We start from the raw sequence: 20,324 nt of genomic DNA on the forward strand, positions 1-20,324 counted from the left end.
AGTTCGGGAACTTGAGGAAACGCCGGAGTGCGCGACGGGGGCCCCTCGGTTGCCGTCCGGTTGACTCCTCGAGTGGGCCCGGTTTCCCCGCGTGCCTATTGTGGGGCCGTGAACATCGGAGTGCTGGCCCTGCAGGGCGACGTACGCGAACACCTGGCCGCGCTGGCCGAGTCGGACGTCCTGGCCCGGCCGGTCCGCCGGCCGGAGGAGCTCGCCGACGTCGACGGACTGGTGATCCCCGGCGGCGAGTCGACCGCGATCAGCAAGCTGGCGGTCTCCTTCGGGCTGCTCGACCCGATCCGTAAGCGGATCGCCGACGGCATGCCGGTGTACGGCTCCTGTGCCGGCATGATCATGCTGGCCGGGACCGTGCTGGACGGCCGTCCGGACCAGGAGTCGTTCCACGGCATCGACATGACCGTCCGGCGCAACGCGTTCGGCCGGCAGGTCGACTCGTTCGAGGCGTCGGTGGAGATCGATGACATCGAGGGCGGCCCGTTCCACGCGGTCTTCATCCGCGCGCCGTGGGTCGAGGAGATCGGCGGCGACGTGCGGGTGCTGGGGCGCGTGGCCGAGGGGGCCGCCGCCGGTAGGATCGTGGCAGTTCGGCAGGGGAACCTGCTCGCCACGGCTTTCCACCCGGAGCTGACCGGCGACCTTCGTGTCCACCGGTACTTCGTCGAGATGGTCCGCCAGGCCGCACCCGTTCGGTAGACACGGAGGTTACGCATGTCCGGCCACTCCAAGTGGGCGACGACCAAGCACAAGAAGGCCGTCATCGACGCCAAGCGCGGCAAGATGTTCGCCAAGCTGATCAAGAACATCGAGGTCGCGGCCCGGACCGGTGGTGGTGACCCGGCCGGTAACCCCACGCTCTACGACGCCATCCAGAAGGCGAAGAAGTCGTCGGTTCCGAACGACAACATCGACCGCGCGGTCAAGCGGGGCTCCGGCCTCGAGGCCGGCGGCGCCGACTGGCAGACGATCATGTACGAGGGGTATGGCGCGAACGGCGTTGCCATCCTGATCGAATGCCTCACCGACAACCGCAACCGGGCGGCCACCGAGGTGCGCACCCGGCTGACCCGCAACAACGGCACCTTCGCCGACGCCGGGTCGGTGTCGTACCTGTTCAACCGCAAGGGCGTGGTGATCGTCCCCAAGGGTGAGCTGACCGAGGACGACATCATGCTCGCCGTGCTCGAGGCGGGCGCCGAGGAGATCAACGACCTCGGCGAGGAGTTCGAGGTGGTCAGCGAGCCCGGTGACCTGATCGCCGTGCGGACGGCGCTCCAGGGCGCCGGCATCGAGTACGACTCGGCCGAGTCCTCCCTGGTCCCGACCATGACGGTCGAGCTGGACGAGGACGGGGCCCGCAAGGTGCTCAAGCTCGTCGACGCCCTGGAGGACTGCGACGACGTGCAGAACATCTACTCCAACGCCGACATCTCCGACGAGGTCATGGCGACCATCGACGCGTGAGCGGTGCGCTGCTGGAGGCCGGTCCGGTCGGGCCGGCCTCCCGGCGTTCTCAGAGCGGATCGGTGCTCAGCCAGGCCATGTACTGGATCAGGCCGAGCACCAGCAGGAAGCTGCCGATCGCGTAGCCGAGTGTGCGGCGCAGCCGACTGCGCAGGCCGGCGTGCACCCAGGCGATCTCGGCGTCGGCCAGCGCGTCCAGGGAGGCTCTCGCCGTACCCCCGATGATCGCGGCCTTGCGCAGCGCCAGGCTGCCGCCGGACCGCGGAAGCGCGACCACCGGCTCCGGAGGGCGCAACACGCGCACCTCGACCTCGTAGACCTGGTCCTCGCGCCACTGCGCGGTCCGTGCCAGCAGGCGCTTGCGCACGTAGCCGCCGGTCCGGCGCAGCCAGCGCATCCGGCGCCAGTGCCCGGCCAGGTCGGTGAGCACGGCCAGATAGATCTCCTCGGACACCGGCGCGCCACCGACCAGGCGGAACGCCTCGGCGCGCAACTCGGGGGCGTGCAGCGTGACGAAGGCGACGTATTCCGGTGGCGGCTCGTCGTCCATCGGCGGAATGAGGCGCATAGCGGACCTCCCGTCCCCATCGTCGAGGCGTGTCGGCGGAGGCCGCAAGTGGCCCGGGTACTAGGGTGTCGAACACACGTACGCGAGGGGGAGGCAGTCTGTGCGCGTGCTCGGCATCGATCCGGGGCTGACGAGATGCGGCGTCGGCGTCGTCGAAGGGGTGCCGGGACGGCTCGGGAAACTCGTCGCCTACCAGGTGGTCCGCAGCGAACCGGACGAGGACATCGCCCACCGCCTGCTGCACCTGGACCGAACGCTTGCCGAGCTGGTCGAGCGGTACCAGCCGGACAGCGTCGCCGTCGAGCGGGTGTTCTCCCAGCACAACGCACGGACCGTGATGGGCACGGCACAGGCCAGCGGGGTCGCGATCCTGGCCGGGGCTCGGGCCGGGCTGCCGGTGCAGACCTACACCCCGAGCGAGGTGAAGGCGGCCGTCACCGGCTCCGGCACCGCCGACAAGGCGCAGGTCACCGCCATGGTGACCCGGTTGCTGAGACTGGCCGCGCCACCGAAGCCGGCCGACGCGGCCGACGCCATCGCCATCGCCATCTGCCACATCTGGCGCGGGGGCACCCGTGCGAAGATCGAGGCCGCAGCAGCCCGCAGGAGTAACCGATGATCGCCAGCGTGCGCGGTGTGGTCACCGCGATCCTCCATGACAGCGCCGTGGTCGAGGTCGGCGGTGTCGGCATGCGGGTGCTCTGCACGCCGAACACGCTGGCCGGGCTGCGCACCGGCGCCGAGGCCCGGCTCGCGACCACGCTCATCGTCCGGGAGGACTCGCTCACTCTCTTCGGCTTCGCCGACGAGGACGAGAAACAGCTCTTCGAGCTGCTCCTGACGGCCAACGGCGTCGGTCCGCGGATCGCGCAGGCGGTGCTCGCCGTTCATCAACCCGATGTCGTACGCCGTGCGCTGTCCGGTGGCGACGTCGCGGTCCTGACCGCCGTCCCGGGTATCGGCAAGCGCGGCGCGGAGAAGATGATCGTCGAGCTCAAGGACAAGATCGGCCCGGTCGGGCCGGCCGGCGCCGGCTCGGCCGGCCTGCTCAACGGCGCGTGGCAGGAGCAGGTCCGCCAGGGTGTGCTGGCGCTCGGCTGGACGGCGTCGCAGGCCGATCAGGCGGTGGCCGCGGTCGCCGAGACGATCGACGGCGAGACGCCCGCGGTCCCGGTGCTCCTGCGCCAGGCCATCCGTCTGCTGGGCAAGGCGCGATGAGCGAGCTTGCGAGCGAATCCATGAGCAACGTCGACAGGTCATCGCGACGCCGGAGCGCAGCGGAGGTGGCGCGATGACCACCTCGGGGGGCGACGGTCTCGTGTCGCCGGACGCCTTCGACGAGGAGTTGGACGCCGAGGCCAGCGTCCGGCCGCGCCGGCTGGCCGACTTCATCGCACAGCACCGGGTCCGCGACCAGCTGGAGCTGCTGCTGAAGGCGTCGATGGGCCGGGGCACGCCGCCCGACCACATCCTGCTGTCCGGCCCGCCCGGCCTGGGCAAGACCACCCTGGCCAACATCGTGGCCGCCGAGCTGGGCACCGGGATCCGGACCACCAGCGGCCCGGTGATCGAGCGGTCCGGCGACCTGGCCGCGATCCTGACCGGGCTGGGCCCGGGCGACGTGCTCTTCATCGACGAGATCCACCGGATCGCGAAACCGGCCGAGGAGCTGCTCTACAGCGCCATGGAGGACTTCCGGGTCGACGTGGTGGTCGGCAAGGGGCCGGGCGCCACCGCGATCCCGCTGGACGTGGAGCCGTTCACCCTGGTCGGCGCCACCACCCGGGCCGGTCTGCTGTCCGGGCCGATGCGTGACCGGTTCGGTTTCGTGGCGCACCTCGACTTCTACTCGCACGAGGACCTGGACGCGCTGCTGCACCGCTCGGCCCGGATCCTCGGGGTGCGGATCACGCCGGAGGGGTCGGCGGAGATCGCCCGCCGGTCCCGGGGCACGCCGCGTATCGCCAACCGGCTGCTGCGCCGGGTCCGGGACTTCGCCGAGGTGCGGGCGGACGGCGTGATCACCGAGGAGGTGTCGAAGGCGGCCCTCCAGGTGTACGACGTCGACGCCCTCGGGCTGGACCGGCTGGACCGGGCGGTGCTGCGGGCGCTGATCGAGTCGTTCAAGGGTGGCCCGGTCGGCCTGTCGACGCTCGCCGTCGCGGTGGGCGAGCAGAGCGACACGGTCGAGGAGGTGTGTGAGCCGTTCCTGGTCCGGGCCGGGCTGCTCGCCCGGACCCCGAGGGGCCGGGTCGCCACCGAGGCGGGCTGGGCACATCTGGGCAGAACGCCACCCGCCGACGGTCGCCCGGGCGTCTTTCAGGGTGACCTGTTCGCCCGGGAAGCCTGATTCTCCCTCGTGATGCGAACGTGACGTGTGCCGCATTCGTTATCTCAAGGTTGACCGATTAGACTCGCCGCCGTTCCAACCGAACTCTCTGCATATCGCCACCGGCGCCCGCCCACGATGCGCCGGCGGCTGACGGAAGGCTTTCTAGGTGCTCAACGCAGCTGACCCAGCGAGCGGTGGCGGAAATTTCTCGTTCCTGCTGATCCTCGTCCTGCTCTTCGGGTTCATGTATTTCGTCATGATCCGTCCGCAGCAGAAGCGGCGCCGGGAAGCGGCGGACATGCAGAACTCGCTCGCCCCGGGCGACGAGATCGTCACCATCGGCGGCCTGCACGGCACCGTCACCGGGATCGTCGACGACCAGGTGGCGCTCGAGATCGCGCCTGGTGTCGAGGTCCGGTTCGCGCGTCCGGCGATCGCCCGGGTCGTTCAGAAGGCGGGCGGGGCCATCCCCGAGCCCGACGAGGCCCCACCGGTCGCGGACGAGCCGGAGAGCCCCGTCACCGAGACGCGCAAGCAGGACTGACCCGAAGCACGCCCATCGCGCCGGTCCGGGGTGACGCTCCCGGTCCGGCGCGTCCGCCCGCCGTTCGACCGTCGACGGCCGGTCACAGACAAAGAGCGCCGCGCCGTCGCGCGGCCGAAACACAGGGAGACCTAACGCCGTGGCACGACCACCACAGGGACAGATGCATCCTGGACGCCAGCTAGGCGTGCTCGGTCTGGTCTTCGTCGTCCTGTATCTGTGCGTCTTCTTCGCCGCCGGTGCGGAGGGCAGCTGGAAGCAGCGGCTCGAGCCGAAACTCGGCCTGGACCTGATCGGTGGCACACAGGCCACCTACATCGCCTCCCAGCAGGGCGCCCCGCCCCGCCCGGAGGACATGGAGCTGGCCCGCGAGATCATCCAGAGCCGGGTCGACGCTCTCGGCGTCTCCGAGGCCGAGGTGGTCATCCAGGGCAACAACACAATCGTCGTCTCCCTCGCCGGCAAGGCCGACGAGCAGCTCAAGGGCCTGGAGCAGGCCGCGAACATGCGGTTCCGCCTGGTCACCGGCGTGACCGGGGACGTCTCGTCGGTCGCCCTCAACCCACCGAGCCCGGCCCCGAGCGCGTCGGCCAGCGGCAGCGCCGCCCCGTCGCCGTCCGCCGGCGCCAGCAGCGCCCCGGCCCCGAAGGCCGAAGACGCCAAGCCGTCCGCCACCCCGTCGACCGGCGGTCAGGGCGGTGGCGCGGCCGCGCCGAGCCCGAGCGCCACGCCGTCCGCGACCCCGTCGCCCGCCGCGTCCGCCGCGGCGCCGGCCCCGGTCAGCGCGGACATCGAGGAGCAGCGCGCGGCCATCAAGAAGAAGGTCGGCGCCGACGCCTGGGCCGCGGCCGAGAAGCTGACCGCGCCGGTGGACCTCAGCGCCGACCCCAAGGCCGGCCTGCCGTTCAAGGCGTTCGCCGAGCTGAGCGGCACCGAGGTGGCCGCGCTCAGCCCGCAGATGCAGTTCAACGTCCCGACGATCAGCTGCGAGCAGCTGAACGCGCGGCCGAACGGCTCGATCGACGGCGTCGACAGCGAGGTCGTCGCCTGCCAGGACGGCGTCTACAAGGTGATGCTGGACAAGGCCGAGGTCGTCGGCGACGACATCGACGAGGCCAGCCCGCAGCTCGACACCCAGCAGAACCAGTGGGTCGTCTCGCTCGACTTCAAGAGCGAGGGCCAGAAGAAGTGGACCGCCCTCACCAAGAAGGCGTACGAGGCCGGCCCCAGCGACCCCTGCTACGTCGCGGTCACCTCGATGTACGCCGACGCCGACCACTGCGCGGTGGCCGTGGTCCTGGACAAGGAGATCATCTCCGCGCCGCAGATCCAGGGTGTGCTCACCGGCCAGTCGCAGATCACCGGTGACTTCAACGGGGCCAGCGCCAAGAAGCTCGCCGACCAGCTGAACTTCGGCGCCATCCCGGTGACCTTCGACGCCGGCCCGGCGCAGACCGTCTCGGCGACCGTCGGTGACCAGCAGCTGCAGGCGGGTCTGCTCGCCGCGGCGATCGGCCTCGGCCTGGTCGCGGTCTACGCGTTCTTCTACTACCGGCTGCTCGGCCTGGTGATCTTCCTGAGCCTGGGCCTCTCCGCGCTGCTCACCTTCGGCGCCCTGGTCTTCCTCGGCCGCTCGATCGGCTTCACCCTGACGCTGGCCGGCATCGTCGGCTTCATCGTCTCGCTGGGTGTCGCGGCGGACTCGTTCGTCATCTACTTCGAACGTCTCAAGGACGAGATCCACGAAGGCCGGAGCCCGCGCAGCGCGGTTCCCCGGGCGTGGCAGCGGGCCAAGCGCACGATCATCTCGGCGAACGCCATCACGATCATGTGTGCCGTGGTTCTCTACATCGTGTCGATCGGTCAGGTGCAGGGTCTCGCCTTCGCGCTCGGCCTCTCGACGATGCTCGACCTGCTCGTGGTGTTCCTCTTCCGGCACCCGATCATGTCGCTGCTCGCCAGCACCCCTGCGTTCATGTCGCCCAGGGTCAGCGGCCTCGGCCGTGCCCTGCGCCGCGGCCAGACCGAGGAGTCCGGCTCCTCGCGCGTGAAGGAGGCCTGACATGGCCCGACCCGGTTTCGCGACCCGCCTGTACCAGGGCGAGGCGAACCTCAACATCGTGGGCCGCCGCAAGATGTGGTTCACCATCGCGGCGGCGCTCGTGGCGATCGCCATCGGCAGCTTCGCGATCAACCGTTTCCACCTGGGCATCGAGTTCGCCGGTGGCAGCGAGTTCAGCGTCCCGGCCCAGGTGGACGGGAAGACCTTCGAGCAGTCGGAGATCCAGCAGGCGGTCGAGACCGCGGTTCACGGGGTGGACCCGGAAGCGCAGGTCAACGCGGCGCAGCAGGTCGGCGACGGGACCGACGCCAACTACAAGATCCGTACCTCCGAGCTCTCCGCCACCGAGATGGCGGAGGCCAAGACCGCGCTCGCCGAGGACCTCGGCATCGAGGTGACCGCGATCAGCGACCAGCAGGTCTCCTCGGCCTGGGGCGGGGCGGTCATCGACAAGGCCATGCTCGGCCTGGTGATCTTCCTGGTGCTGGTCTCCGCGTACCTGGTGGTCCGCTTCGAGTGGCGGATGGCGGTGGCGGCGCTCACCTCGCTGCTGTTCGACCTGATCTTCACGGCCGGTGTCTACTCGCTGGTCCAGTTCGAGCTCACGCCGTACACCGTGATCGGCTTCCTGACGATCCTCGGTTATTCGCTCTACGACGTGGTGGTGGTGTTCGACAAGGTCCAGGAGAACACCCGCGGCATCACGGCGAGCAACACCCGGACGTACGCCGAGGCCACCAACCTCGCGGTGAACCAGACCCTGATGCGCTCGCTGAACACCGGCCTGGTGGCGCTGCTGCCGGTCGGCGGCGTGCTCTTCATCGGCGCCGGCCTGCTCGGCGCCGGCACGCTCAAGGACCTGGGCCTGGTGCTCTTCGTCGGTATGGGCGTCGGCGTCATCTCCTCGATCCTGTTCGCCGCCCCGGTGCTGAGCTGGCTCAAGGACCGGGACCCGAAGATCAAGGCGCACAACGCCCGGGTGCTGGCCCGCCGGGCACAACAGTCGAACGACGTGGCCCGTGGCGAGCGGTCCCGCTCGGCCGGCGCCACCGAGGGCGACGAGGTGTCGGTGCTGGCCGGCACCAGCACCCCGCGGCCCGGCGCCCGGACCACGCAGAAGCGTGGCGGCGCCAACCGCCCGGGGACCAAGCGCCGCTGACGTACATCGTCGACGGAACGGCCCGCCACCCTCCGGTGGCGGGCCGTTCCGTCTGCGCCGGTTTCGGCCGGACACCCCGTCCGGGGCAGACGCTAAGCTGTCCGCCGTGAGTAGCGAGATCCCACCGGTGACCGGTGACAGCGGACCCGAGTTGGCGGCGCTGGTCGCCGGCGGCGCGGTCGATGTGCGGGACTTCCCCAAGCCGGGCATCGTGTTCAAGGACCTGATGCCGTTCTTCGGCGACGGCCCGAGGTTCCGGCGGGTCGTCGACGGGATCGTGGCCCACTACGGGGCCGGCTCGTTCGACGTGGTGGCGGGCGTCGAGGCGCGTGGGTTCGTGGTGGCGGCGGCGATCGCGTACGCGACGGGGGTCGGTGTCGTCCCGGTCCGCAAGGCCGGCAAGCTGCCCCGGCCGGGCTTCTCCGCCTCGTACGCGCTGGAGTACGGCGAGGCCACGCTGGAGGTCAGCGAGGACGCGTTCGTGGCCGGACAGCGGGTTCTGGTGGTCGACGACGTGCTCGCCACCGGCGGCACGGCGGCCGCGACCATGGACCTGGTCGAGCGGGCCGGCGGCGTGCTCACCGGGTTCACCGTGTTGATGGAGCTGGCCTTCCTGAACGGCCGGGAGCGGCTCAGCCCGCGTAAGGTACACGCTCTGTTGACCGTTTGATCCTGCTTCGATGTTCTTCGCCCGGCCAGGCCTGCTTATTCGTAGGTTCGGCCGGGGTACTCGATAGGGCGGTGCGGGTAGGATGGGCGTTCCAAGGTGACCAACCCTGGTTTTGATCCCGGCAAACCTTTGGATGCTGGCGAACCTTTGGATCTCGGCGATTTGGTGAGGAGGCCGGTGTCCAGCGACGTCGCCCCTCCGGCGGAGGGCACGGTGCAACCGACCCAGAATCCGGGCGATGCTACGCCCGGCGACAAGATCGCTGGTGGCGATCTGGAGAACACCCAGCCGCTCTCGCCCGTGGACGAGCCGGGCAGCGGTTTCGGCCTGGCCAGCGCTCCCACCGGGCGGCGGGTGCGGGCCCGTCTGGCCCGCTTCAACGCCCCATGGCAGAGCACGCAGGTCAGCGAGGTCCTCGAGCCGCTGATCGCGACCCACCGGGCCAGCCATCCGAAGGCGGATGCCCGGGCGCTGCAGAAGGCGTTCGACGTCGCGGCCCGCTGGCACTCCGGCCAGTACCGCAAGTCCGGCGATCCGTACATCACGCATCCGCTCGCCGTGGCGACGATCCTGGCCAACCTGGGCATGGACACCACGACGCTGGTGGCCGCCCTGCTGCACGACACCATCGAGGACACCGACTACTCGCTGGACAACATGCGCAACGACTTCGGCGCCGAGGTGGCGCTGCTGGTCGACGGCGTGACGAAACTCGACCGGGTCAAGCTCGGTGACGCGGCCAAGGCCGAGACGATCCGCAAGATGGTCGTGGCGATGGCCAAGGACCCGCGGGTGCTCGTGATCAAACTGGCCGACCGGCTGCACAACATGCGCACCCTGACCTTCCTGCCCCGCGCCAAGCAGGAGCAGAAGGCCAAGGAGACGCTGGAGATCCTGGCCCCGCTGGCCCACCGCCTCGGTATGAACACGATCAAGTGGGAGCTGGAGGACCTGGCCTTCGGCACCCTGTTCCCCAAGCGGTTCGAGGAGATCAACCGCCTGATCGGGGAGCACCAGCCGCAGCGTGAGGCGCTGCTGCGCCAGGTGACCAACCGGGTCCAGCTGGACCTGAAGTCGGCGAAGATCAAGGCCGAGGTGACCGGCCGTCCCAAGCACCTCTACTCGATCTACCAGAAGATGATCGTCCGGGGCCGCGACTTCAACGACATCTACGACCTGGTCGGCGTCCGCATCCTGGTCGACACGGTCCGCGACTGCTATGCCGCGCTGGGCGTCATCCACGCGAACTGGCAGCCCGTGCCGGGCCGGTTCAAGGACTACATTGCGATGCCGAAGTTCAACATGTACCAGTCGTTGCACACGACGGTCATCGGCCCGACCGGCAAGCCGGTCGAGATGCAGATCCGCACCTTCGCCATGCACCGCACGGCGGAGTTCGGCATCGCCGCGCACTGGAAGTACAAGGAGCAGAAGGGCGCGACGATCGTCGGCCCGCCGGCGCACATCGACGAGATGACCTGGCTGCGGCAGCTGCTCGACTGGCAGCGCGAGGCGAGCGACCCGTCCGAGTTCCTGGACGCGCTGCGGTTCGACCTCTCCAGCCAGGAGGTCTACGTCTTCACGCCGAAGGGCGACGTGATCCCGCTGCCGACCGGGTCGACGCCGGTCGACTTCGCCTACGCGGTGCACACCGAGGTCGGGCACAAGTGCATCGGCGCCCGGGTCAACGGCAAGCTGGTGCCGCTGGAGTCCCCGCTGTCGAACGGCGACGTGATCGAGATCTTCACGTCCAAGTCCGCCACGGCCGGCCCCACGCAGGACTGGCTCGGCTTCGTGAAGAGCCCTCGCGCCCGGACCAAGATCCGGCAGTACTTCAACAAGGAGCGCCGCGAGGAGGCGATCGAGGACGGCAAGGAGGCGATCGTCAAGGCGATGCGCAAGCAGGGCCTGCCCCTGCAGCGCATGCTGACCAGCGAGAACCTCATGACGATCGCCCGCGATCTGCACCTGGCCGATGTGGCCTCGCTGTACGCCGCGGTCGGGGAGAGCACCGTCTCCGCCCAGTCGGTCGTGCAGAAGCTGGTCGCCGGCTTCGGCGGCGAGGAGGGGGCGGTCGAGGACATCGCCGAGACCGCCGTCGCCACCCGGCCCCCGCGTAACCGCAGTTCCGCGCAGGATCCGGGCGTCGTGGTGAAGGGCGTCTCGGACGTCTGGGTGAAGCTGGCCCGCTGCTGCACCCCGGTGCCCGGCGACGCGGTGTTCGGCTTCGTCACCCGCTCCGGCGGCGTGAGCGTGCACCGGGAGGACTGCGCCAACGCGGAGGACCTGCGCGAGCAGGCCGAGCGGATGGTCGAGGTGAGCTGGAAGCCGACGTCGGCGTCCACGTTCCTGGTGGCCATCCAGGTGGAGGCGCTGGACCGGCACAAGCTGCTGGCCGACGTGACCCGGGTGCTGTCCGAGGAGCGGGTGAACATCCTGTCCGCGACGGTCACCACGACCCGGGACCGGGTGGCGGTCAGCCGCTTCACCTTCGAGATGGCCGACCCCAAGCACCTGGGTCACCTGGTGGCGGCGGTCCGGAAGGTGGACGGCGTGTTCGACGCCTACCGGGTCACGTCGGGCGCGTAGCCCGTACCGAAGCAGAAAAAAGGGCGACCCCCGCGGGGGCCGCCCTTTTTCGCTGAGTTCAGGTCAGGAGACCGTCATGGTCTTGATGAGGAGTTCCTTCTTCGGGCGACCGCCGCCGGGGCTCGGCTCGAACTTGCCGTCGTCGCCGGCCTTGACCACGTCCTTCACGATGTCGAGGCCCTTGGTGATGGTGCCGAGCAGCGTGTAGTTCGCCGGGAGCTGGGTGTCCTCGGCGACGATGAAGAACTGGCTGCCGGTGCTGTTCGGCATGCCGGTGTTCGCCATCGCGATCGAGCCCGCCGGGTACGGCTTCTCGGTGTCGGTCGGCAGGTTCTCCTCGGCCAGGGTGTAGCTCGGGCCGCCCTGGCCGTCGGTGTCGCGGTAGCCCTCGCCGGTGGCGAACGGGTCACCGCACTGGAGCACCCGGAAGCCCTCCTTGTTCACCAGGCGGTGGCACTTGGTGTTGTCGAGGAACTTCTGCGCGGCCAGGTGCTTGTAGCTGGCGCCGGTGCACGGGGTCTTGGCGAGGTCGATGTCGGCCTCGATGACACCCAGGCCGGTGTCGAGGGAGAGCACGGCGGAGCCGGTGTTCGGCACGTTGGCCGGGGGCAGGCCGACGTCCTTCACCTTGCCGCCGCTGGCCTCGTCGACCGGGGTCCAGGTGCAGTTCACCGTGCCCGCCGGCGGGCCGGCCGCCTCGGTCTTCTCATCCTTCTTCAGGGCGCGGATGACGAAGAACGCCGCTCCGGCGATGAGGATCACCGCGGCCGCCGAGCCGAAGATCGCCTGGCGCTGCCGGCGCTTGCGTGCGGCCGCCGAGCGCTCGGCCATCTCCTTCTCGAGCCGGGCCCGCGCTGCCGCGCGCTGCCGGTCCTTGATCGACGACACGGTCTCCTCCATGCTGCTGCTCTCGTCCTTCGAAGTCACGACTGGGCGCTCGCCGAGGGAGCCGCGATGGCGGCCGCACCGATGGTCAGCGTCTTGATGGTGATCTTGTCCTTGGGCTTGACCTTGTTACCGGCGGAGTCGTCGACCGTGGGGATCTTCGCGATGGCGGCGAGCGTGTCCAGCCCGCCGGTCACCTGGCCGATGATCGAGTACTGCGGCTCGTCGGTGGGGGTGAAGTCCTTGTGGAAGATCAGGAACTGGCTGCCGTTGCTGCCCTTGGGGTTGCCGATCAGAGCGACCGTGCCCTTCGGGTAGACCACCTCGGCGGCCGGGGCGGCGCTCGCACTGGGCGCCGGCTCCGGCAGCACCGGAAGATTCTCGTCGTAGAAGCTGTAGGTCGGCCCGCCCTGACCGGTGCCGCTCGGGTCGCCGCAGCGCAGCGCGCCCTCGGTGGTGAGCTCGTGGCACTCGGTGTTGTCGAAGAAGGCCCGCCCGGCCAGGTGGGTGAGGCTGGCCGCGGCGCACGGGGCGCTGGCCACGTCGAGACTCACCACGATCGGCTCACCCTTGTCGGTGGTGACCGTCATCGTCTCGGTGCCCTCCTGGGGCAGGTCCTTGGTGGGCGGGGTGCCGACCTCTTTGAGGTTGGGGTTGGTCTGCGCGTTCTGCGGGGTCCACAGGCAGACGTCCGCGGCGGTGGTGTCGGCCGGCTCGTCGCTGTCGAACGCGCCACCGATCCAGGCGCCGCCGACGACGATGAGGATCACTGCCAGAGTGGCGCCGACGCCCGCCGAGATCCGGCGACGACGGCGTTCGCGCTCAGCCCGGCGGGCCTGCTGCCGATCGTATTTCGCCCGCGCGAGTTTGCGCTGCCGGTCCTTGCTGGAAGCCACCGAACGCTGTCCCTTCCCGGTACATGTCAAGGGGTGCGGCACGCCACACGACCCGCAAGAGTGTACGGGTACCTCCTGAGAAAGTGGCGTGCGCCCGCCCGGCTACTCTCGTTACGATTCGCACCCACCCCCGCGAGAGGCTGACCCCGTGCTCGTCACCGGCTTTCCGGCCCAGGCCTTCGGCACCAACTGTTATGTGGTCGCCGCCGGTCCGGGGGAGCAGTGCCTCATCATCGACCCGGGGATCGGCGTGCTGGATCAGCTCGAGGAGATCCTCGCCGAGCACCGGCTGTCACCGGCCGCGGTGCTGCTCACCCACGGCCACCTGGACCACACCTTCTCGGTGGCGCCGGTCTGCGGGGCCCGTGGCATCACGGCCTACGTGCACCCCGATGACCGGGAGATGCTCGCCGACCCGGCCAAGGGGCTGAGCACCGACCTGACCGCCCTGTTCGGCGGCCGCCTGCCGTACACCGAACCCGACGACGTCGCGGAGCTCACCGACGGCGCGACCCTGACCATCGCGGGCGTCGAGGTGACGGTCGACCACGCGCCCGGCCATACCGGCGGGTCGGTGCTGTTCCGCCTGCCGGGCGAGTCGTCGGAGGAGATCTGCTTCTCCGGGGACGTGCTCTTCGCGGGGTCGATCGGGCGCACCGACCTGCCGGGCGGCAGCACCCCGACGATGATGGCCAGCCTGCGGGACAAGATCCTGCCGCTGGCCGACGAGACCGTCGTGCTGCCCGGCCACGGACCGGCCACCACCATCGGCCGTGAGCGCGCGTCGAACCCGTACCTGCGGGAGCTGATCGCCGCGCCCGGCCGCTTCCTGTAGGAGATTCTCACGTGCCTATTTCCGGCTTCCCCGAGTGGCTGCCGTCGCAGCGGATCATCGAGCAGCGGGTGCTCGACCGGATCCGGTCCACCTTCGAGCTGTACGGTTTCGCCCCCCTGGAGACCCGCGCCGTCGAGCCGCTGGACATCCTGCTGTCCAAGGGCGAGACGTCGAAGGAGGTCTACCTGCTGCACCGGCTCCAGGAGGAGGAGGGCGCCAAGCGGGAGGACCAGCTCGGCCTGCACTTCGACCTGACCGTCCCGTTCGCGCGGTTCGTCACGGAGAACCACGGCAAGCTGCAGTTCCCGTTCCGCCGCTACCAGATCCAGAAGGTGTGGCGTGGCGAGCGCCCGCAGGAGGGCCGCTACCGCGAGTTCCTCCAGGCCGACATCGACGTGGTGAACCGGGACACGCTGCCGTTCCACTTCGACACCGAGATGCCGCTGGTGATCGGGGACGTGTTCCGGTCGCTGCCGATCCCGCGGGCCACCATCCTGGTCAACAACCGCAAGATCTGTGAGGGCTTCTACCGCGGCCTCGGTCTCGAGGACACGGCACAGGTCCTGCGTACGGTCGACAAGCTCGACAAGATCGGCCCGGAGAAGGTGGCGGCCGCCCTGGTGGAGACCGCAGGCGCCACCGACTCCCAGGCCGCGCAGTGCCTGCGGCTCGCGGAGATCTCGGCCACCGACGGCTCGTTCGCCGACCGGGTCCGGGCCCTCGGCGTCACCGACCCGATGCTCGACGAGGGTCTCGCCGAGCTGCTCCAGGTGGTGGAGACGGCCAACGAGCACGCGCCCGGCCTGGTCCGCGCCGAACTCAAGATCGCCCGTGGGCTGGACTACTACACCGGCACGGTCTACGAGACCCTGCTGGAGGGCTACGAGCGGTTCGGTTCGATCACCTCCGGCGGGCGCTACGACAACCTGGCGTCGGTGGGCAACACCCGCTTCCCCGGCGTCGGCATCTCCATCGGGGTGTCCCGCCTGCTCGGCCTGCTCTTCGGCCAGGACGCGCTGACCGTCTCCCGGTCGGTGCCGACCTGCGTGGTGGTGGCCCTGCCCAGCGACGACCGGCGCGCCGAGTGCGACCGGATCGCGGCGGCCCTGCGTGGCCGGGGGATCCCGACCGAGGTGGCGCCGACCGCCGCGAAGTTCGGCAAGCAGATCCAGTTCGCCGACCGGCGCGGGATTCCGTACGTGTGGTTCCCCGGCGAGCCGGACACGGTGAAGGACATCCGCTCCGGTGAGCAGGTCGAGGCGGACGCGGCGACCTGGCAGCCGGCGCCCGGCGACCTCCACCCGAACGTGTTCGCGCGCTGACTAAGAGTCATATGAGGGCGGTCCGGCGGCTACCTTGAGGGGATGCCGCTGGACCAGACCGCCCTGCTCCTCGAGTTGGAGCCCGTCGTCGCCGCCAACCTCGACCGGCATCTGGCGCTCGCCAAGGAGTGGTTCCCGCACGAGTACGTGCCGTGGAGCGAGGGCCGCACCTTCGACGGCCTCCTCGGCGGCGAGGCGTGGCGGCCGGACGACTCGAAGCTGCCGGACGCCGCCCGCACCGCGCTGATCGTCAACCTGCTCACCGAGGACAACCTGCCCTCGTACCACCACGAGATCGCCACCCTGTTCGGCCGGGACGGCGCCTGGGGCACCTGGGTGCACCGGTGGACCGCCGAGGAGGGCCGGCACGGCATCGCGATCCGTGACTATCTGACCGTCACCCGCGGTGTGGACCCGGTCGAGCTGGAGCGCGCCCGGATGGAGCACATGCAGTCCGGCTACGTCAACCGGCACGACGGCGACGTGCTGCACTCCATCGCGTACGTCGCCTTCCAGGAGCTCGCCACCCGGATCTCGCACCGCAACACCGGCCGGGCCACCGGCGACCCGATCGCCGAGCAGTTGCTGGCCCGGGTCGCCGCCGACGAGAACCTGCACATGGTCTTCTACCGCAACCTGCTCAGTGCGGCCTTCGAGCTGGAGCCGGACCGGGCCATGCGGGCGGTCGCCGACGTCGCCGCCGCCTTCCAAATGCCGGGGGCGAACATCGCGGGCTTCGGGCGCAAGGCGGTCGCCATCGCACTGGCCGGCATCTACGACCTGCGCCAGCACCGGGACGAGGTGCTCGCTCCGGTGCTGCGCCAGTGGAACGTCTGGGACCGTACCGATCTGCGTGGTGACGGTGAGCGGGCACGTGAGCAACTCGCGGCGCAGATGAGCGAGCTGGAGGCACAGGCCGCGCGCTTCGAGGAGAGGAGAGAGGCCCGAAACCACCGGTACGCCTAGGCAGGCTCCTGGATTAGGCATGCTCCTGAATTAGGTGCTTGTTTCGGATTTGTTCCGATTAACCTCAACAGTAGCTCGAGGCTCTGCTGAGGAGGGGCGGTGGACGCAGGCGCCGATCCGCACCACGGGCGGCTGCTGATCATGGGTGGCGCGGCCGGTTCCGAGTTGCTCGGCAGGTTCGTCGAGCTCGCCGGATCGGGGGCCGCGCGTATCGTGGTCATCGCCACGGCCAGTGAGTCCCCGGAGAGCACCGAGTCCGCCTACCGGGAGAGATTCGCCGGCCTCGGCGCCGGGGACGTTCGCGCGCTGAGGTTGGCTCACCGGGCCGCCGCCAACGCGCCGGAGACCGAGTCGGTGCTGCGTGCCGCGACCGGTGTCTTCTTCACCGGCGGGGACCAGGAGCGGATCACCGGCGTGCTGGGCGGCACCGCGACCGACACGCTGCTGCACGCCCTGGTCGGTGAGGGGCGGGTGGTGCTCGCCGGAACCAGCGCGGGCGCCGCGGTGATGTCCGCCACCATGATCATCGGCGGGGAGCGCCCCGGCGTGGCCGCGGACAGTGTGCGCACCGGCCCGGGGCTCGAATTCCTGCCGTGCGTGCTGATCGACCAGCACTTCGCCGAGCGGGGCCGGCTCAACCGGCTGCTCAGCGCGGTGGCCCGCTACCCGCACGAACTGGGCGTGGGCATCGACGAGGACACCGCCATCCTGACCGGGGGCGACACCTTCGAGGTCCTCGGCAGCGGGGCGGTGACGGTGGTCGACGCCGGCGCCGCGACCGACATCCGGGTTCCGCCGGCCGGGCCGATCACGCTCGCCGGCGCCCGCATCCACGTGCTGCCGGCCGGCTGCACCTTCCACCTCTCGGGCCGCCGACCCGGTACCGGCCCGCCCCCAGAACGGGAACCAGCCCCATGAAGATCGAAAGCCTCCGCCGCCTGCGCGGACCCAACGTCTACCTGTCCCGGCCCGCCGTGGTGGCCCGGGTGGACCTCGGTGAGTTCGCCGGCGTGGAGACCACCGACGTCACCGGGTTCACCGAACGCCTGTTGCGGGCGGTGCCCGGCCTGGCCGAGCACCACTGCGCCGCCGGAGTGCCCGGCGGATTCGTGAGCCGGCTGCGCAACGGCACCTACTTCGGCCACGTCAGCGAGCACGTCTGCATCGAGTTGTCCCAGCTCATCGGACGGGACATCAGCTTCGGGCGGACCGTCGCCGCGGACCGGACCGGGGTCTACGACGTGATCATCGAATGTCCGGTGGACGAGTCGCCCGAATCGTCGGTGCCGGGTGAGCTGCTGGAGGCCGCGATCGGGCTGGTCCTGGAGGTGCACAGCGGCTCCGGGCCGTCGGCCCGCACCCTGGCCGAGCGGCTCTCCGGGCTGGGCGAGCTGGCCGAACGGGAGGCCACCGGGCCCAGCACCCGATCGATCATCGCGGCCGCCCGCCGCCGTGGCATCCCGGTGGAACGGTTCGACGATCTCAGCCTGGTGCGGCTGGGCTGGGGCCACCGGCGACGGCTGGCCTGGGCGGCCATGACCGACCGGACCAGCGCCGTGGGCGTGGACATCGCCGGGGACAAGCACGTCACCCGGCGGCTGCTCGACGAGGCGGGCATCCCGGTCGCTCCCGGCGGCGTGGCCGCCACCGCGGGCGACGCTGTCCGCCTCCTCGGTGAACTGGGCGCCCCCGTGGTGGTCAAGCCCCGGCACGGCCGGCAGGGGCACCTCGTGGCGCTGCACCTGGACACCGCCGACGCCGTCGAGCGGGCCTGGGCCGCGATCGGCGGCGAGGTGGTGGTGGAGCGGCACCTCGGCGGCCGCGACTACCGCGTGCTGGTGGTGTCCGGCGAGGTGGTGGCGGCCGCCGAACGGGTCGCCGCGCACGTCGTCGGCGACGGCCGGGCCACGATCGCCGAGCTGGTCGGGCGGGTCAACGCCGATCCGCGCCGGGGCGCCGGCCACTCCCGGGTGCTGACCCGGATCGTCCTCGACGAGGCGGTGGAGGGGGTGCTGCGCCGTACCGGGCACACACCGGAGTCGGTCCCGGAGGAGGGCCGGGTCGTCCGGCTGCGCGATGCCGCGAACCTGTCCACCGGCGGCACCAGCCGGGACGTCACCGATCAGGTGCACCCGGACGTGACCCGGCTCTGCCGGCGGGTCGCCGCCCTGGTCGGCCTGGACATCGCCGGGATCGATCTGCGCCTGCCGGACATCGCGGCGCCGGTGCCGCCCACCGGGGAGCAGGCCACCGCCGGGGTGATCGAGGTCAACGCCGTACCCGGGTTGCGGATGCACCTGGCGCCGGTGCACGGCCGGGCCCGCGACGTGGGCGACGCGATCGTCCGGGCCATGTTCCCGGGCGGTTCGGACGGACGGATCCCGGCCGTCGCGATCACCGGCACCAACGGCAAGACGACGGTGACCCGGCTGACCGCCCACCTGCTCAGCGGCAGCGGCATGCGGGTCGGCATGACCAGCACCGACGGGGTCTCCATCGACGGCCGGATCATCCAGGTCGCGGACGCCACCGGGCCGCGGTCGGCGCAGATGGTGCTCGGCGACCCGCAGGTCGAGGTGGCGGTCCTGGAGACGGCCCGGGGCGGGCTGCTGCGGCGCGGTCTCGGCTACGACTGGTCCGACGTCGGGGTGATCACCAACATCACGGCCGACCACCTGGGCCAGGACGGGCTCGACTCGATCGAGGACCTGGCGCACGTCAAGGCGGTGGTGGCCGAGCGGGTCCGGGACGGCGGGACACTGGTCCTCAACGCCGACGACCCGTGGGTGCGCAGCCTGGCCGGCCGGCCCCGGGTACGGGCGGACCGCAAGCGCCTGATCTGGTTCGGTCTGGACACCGGGAACCCGGTGCTCGGGGAGCATCTGGCGCGCGGCGGGGCGGCGTACGTGCTGCACGACGGCTGGCTGGTGCAGGCGACCGGCGCGCGGCGGACACCGCTGATGCGGTTGGCCGAGGTGCCGGGGGCGTACGGCGGCGCGGCCCTGCACGTGGCCGCCGACACGCTCGCCGCGATCGCCGCGGCCCGGGCCCTGGGCGCCCGTCCGGAGAACCTGGCCGACCGGCTCGCCGAGTTCGACCCGAGCGTCGAGAACCCCGGGCGGGGCACCCTGTTCCGGATCGGCGACGTCTCGGTGTTCGTCGACTACGCGCACAACCCGGCCGCGCTGGCCGCCACGCTGCGGACGCTGCACCGGCTGTGGGGCGCCGAACGCTGCGTGGCCGCGGTCACGCTGCCCGGGGACCGTCGCGAGGATCTGCTGGCCGCCTCGGCGCAGGTTCTGGCGGACGGCCTGACCCGGGTGGTGCTCTACGAGGACGAGGACCGGCAGGGCCGGCCGGCCGGCGAGGTCGCGGCGCTCATCGAGCGGGAGATGCGGGCCCGCCGCCCACAGTTGACCGCGGTCCGGGCGGACGATTACCGCTCGGCGGTCGCGGCGGCGCTGCGGCTGGCCGGGCCGGGCGAGGTGGTCCTGGTGATCTACGAGAAGTGGGAGCCGATGCGCGCCCACCTCGCCGAGCTGGGCGCGGTGCCGGGCGGCACGGCGCCGGTGCTGAGCGGGATCACGTCACTGTCGTCGCGGGCCGCCGGGGCGGTTCCGCACGTGACCCGCGAGCTCACCGGACTCCCGGCGCGAGGGTGACGAGATTGACAGATCAAGGACAGACTTGATCTCTCTCTGTAGCTAAGTGTTGACCGATCGTGAACGCCTCCGGAGTGGACTCACCCGGAAGGTTGAGAGTGAAAGTTCCGACGAAGCGGGCATTCGCTGCCCATCGTCGTGGCGCTATGTGGCGGCCTGATGGCGGAAAGCCCTTTCCCGCACGGTGCGATAACCCGTACGAGCGGCTCCCGGGACCGAACTGACGGTAATGATGCGCAGGTAGATCGCCTTGTGGTGGGTCGAACTGGTGACCGATTGGGACTAACATCCTCGCCGTCGATGGGGGATGCTCGGAGTCCGATGGTGGGCCCGACTCGCCCGGCGTCGGGCA

Annotated in this window: 18 protein-coding genes; 15 read left to right on the forward strand and 3 right to left on the reverse strand. The window is 70.7% G+C overall.

The features are described 5' to 3' along the window. Window positions 1–108: 108 nt before the first annotated feature. Window positions 109–714: a pyridoxal 5'-phosphate synthase glutaminase subunit PdxT gene (gene pdxT, locus IEZ13_RS41390; RefSeq protein ID WP_183215334.1), complete on the forward strand. Its 606-nt coding sequence runs from the start codon at window positions 109–111 to the stop codon at window positions 712–714. Window positions 715–729: 15 nt separating this feature from the next. Continuing rightward, the gene (locus IEZ13_RS41395; RefSeq protein WP_183215332.1) at window positions 730–1,482 is read left to right on the forward strand and encodes a YebC/PmpR family DNA-binding transcriptional regulator; all 753 of its coding nucleotides are present in this window, start codon (window positions 730–732) and stop codon (window positions 1,480–1,482) included. Between the two features lie 49 nt (window positions 1,483–1,531). On the opposite strand, the gene IEZ13_RS41400 is transcribed toward IEZ13_RS41395, so the two are convergent. Then, window positions 1,532–2,050 carry a SigE family RNA polymerase sigma factor gene (locus tag IEZ13_RS41400; protein WP_183215330.1) on the reverse strand — a complete coding sequence of 173 codons (519 nt, stop codon included), beginning with the start codon at window positions 2,048–2,050 and terminating at the stop codon, window positions 1,532–1,534. Between the two features lie 100 nt (window positions 2,051–2,150). On the opposite strand from IEZ13_RS41400, the gene ruvC reads away from it, so the two are divergent. The 8 genes from ruvC (at window position 2,151) to IEZ13_RS41440 (ending at window position 11,406) form a co-directional block, all read left to right on the forward strand. Next, entirely contained in the window at window positions 2,151–2,669 is a 519-nt protein-coding gene (ruvC, locus tag IEZ13_RS41405; protein WP_183215328.1) for a crossover junction endodeoxyribonuclease RuvC, read from the forward strand. Continuing rightward, complete coding sequence (gene ruvA, locus IEZ13_RS41410; protein WP_183215326.1) at window positions 2,666–3,268, forward strand: Holliday junction branch migration protein RuvA; 603 nt, start codon at window positions 2,666–2,668, stop codon at window positions 3,266–3,268. The genes ruvC and ruvA overlap by 4 nt, the downstream gene beginning before the upstream one ends. 73 nt (window positions 3,269–3,341) lie before the next feature. Continuing rightward, window positions 3,342–4,400, forward strand: coding sequence for a Holliday junction branch migration DNA helicase RuvB (gene ruvB, locus IEZ13_RS41415; protein ID WP_183215324.1), 1,059 nt, complete (start codon window positions 3,342–3,344; stop codon window positions 4,398–4,400). Between the two features lie 148 nt (window positions 4,401–4,548). Beyond that, window positions 4,549–4,926, forward strand: coding sequence for a preprotein translocase subunit YajC (gene yajC, locus IEZ13_RS41420; protein ID WP_229795695.1), 378 nt, complete (start codon window positions 4,549–4,551; stop codon window positions 4,924–4,926). Between the two features lie 163 nt (window positions 4,927–5,089). After that, window positions 5,090–6,988, forward strand: coding sequence for a protein translocase subunit SecD (gene secD, locus IEZ13_RS41425; protein ID WP_183215322.1), 1,899 nt, complete (start codon window positions 5,090–5,092; stop codon window positions 6,986–6,988). A 1-nt stretch (window position 6,989) separates the two neighbouring features. After that, window positions 6,990–8,147: a protein translocase subunit SecF gene (gene secF, locus IEZ13_RS41430; protein WP_183215320.1), complete on the forward strand. Its 1,158-nt coding sequence runs from the start codon at window positions 6,990–6,992 to the stop codon at window positions 8,145–8,147. Window positions 8,148–8,253: 106 nt separating this feature from the next. Continuing rightward, window positions 8,254–8,817: an adenine phosphoribosyltransferase gene (locus tag IEZ13_RS41435; RefSeq protein ID WP_183215318.1), complete on the forward strand. Its 564-nt coding sequence runs from the start codon at window positions 8,254–8,256 to the stop codon at window positions 8,815–8,817. A 177-nt stretch (window positions 8,818–8,994) separates the two neighbouring features. Then, window positions 8,995–11,406, forward strand: a complete 2,412-nt coding sequence (locus tag IEZ13_RS41440) for a RelA/SpoT family protein (protein WP_183215316.1) — start codon at window positions 8,995–8,997, stop codon at window positions 11,404–11,406. A 63-nt stretch (window positions 11,407–11,469) separates the two neighbouring features. Here IEZ13_RS41440 and IEZ13_RS41445 read toward each other — a convergent pair whose 3' ends face one another. Both IEZ13_RS41445 and IEZ13_RS41450 read right to left on the reverse strand, forming a co-directional pair. Beyond that, window positions 11,470–12,294, reverse strand: coding sequence for a peptidylprolyl isomerase (locus tag IEZ13_RS41445; RefSeq protein WP_183217107.1), 825 nt, complete (start codon window positions 12,292–12,294; stop codon window positions 11,470–11,472). Between the two features lie 35 nt (window positions 12,295–12,329). Beyond that, window positions 12,330–13,187 carry a peptidylprolyl isomerase gene (locus tag IEZ13_RS41450; RefSeq protein WP_183215314.1) on the reverse strand — a complete coding sequence of 286 codons (858 nt, stop codon included), beginning with the start codon at window positions 13,185–13,187 and terminating at the stop codon, window positions 12,330–12,332. Between the two features lie 148 nt (window positions 13,188–13,335). On the opposite strand from IEZ13_RS41450, the gene IEZ13_RS41455 reads away from it, so the two are divergent. From IEZ13_RS41455 to cphA, 5 genes are all read left to right on the forward strand, one after another. Continuing rightward, entirely contained in the window at window positions 13,336–14,022 is a 687-nt protein-coding gene (locus IEZ13_RS41455; protein WP_183215312.1) for an MBL fold metallo-hydrolase, read from the forward strand. An 11-nt stretch (window positions 14,023–14,033) separates the two neighbouring features. Further along, complete coding sequence (hisS, locus tag IEZ13_RS41460) at window positions 14,034–15,344, forward strand: histidine--tRNA ligase (protein ID WP_183215310.1); 1,311 nt, start codon at window positions 14,034–14,036, stop codon at window positions 15,342–15,344. Window positions 15,345–15,386: 42 nt separating this feature from the next. Beyond that, window positions 15,387–16,310, forward strand: coding sequence for an acyl-ACP desaturase (locus tag IEZ13_RS41465; protein ID WP_183215308.1), 924 nt, complete (start codon window positions 15,387–15,389; stop codon window positions 16,308–16,310). Between the two features lie 99 nt (window positions 16,311–16,409). Beyond that, the gene (locus IEZ13_RS41470; protein ID WP_229795697.1) at window positions 16,410–17,228 is read left to right on the forward strand and encodes a cyanophycinase; all 819 of its coding nucleotides are present in this window, start codon (window positions 16,410–16,412) and stop codon (window positions 17,226–17,228) included. Beyond that, on the forward strand, window positions 17,225–19,972 hold the full coding sequence (gene cphA / locus IEZ13_RS41475; RefSeq protein WP_183215306.1) for a cyanophycin synthetase: 2,748 nt from the start codon (window positions 17,225–17,227) through the stop codon (window positions 19,970–19,972). Before IEZ13_RS41470 ends, cphA begins: the two co-directional genes overlap by 4 nt. Window positions 19,973–20,324 lie beyond the last annotated feature (352 nt).

Source organism: Actinoplanes campanulatus, assembly GCF_014647795.1.
In the GTDB taxonomy this organism is placed as follows: domain Bacteria; phylum Actinomycetota; class Actinomycetes; order Mycobacteriales; family Micromonosporaceae; genus Actinoplanes; species Actinoplanes campanulatus.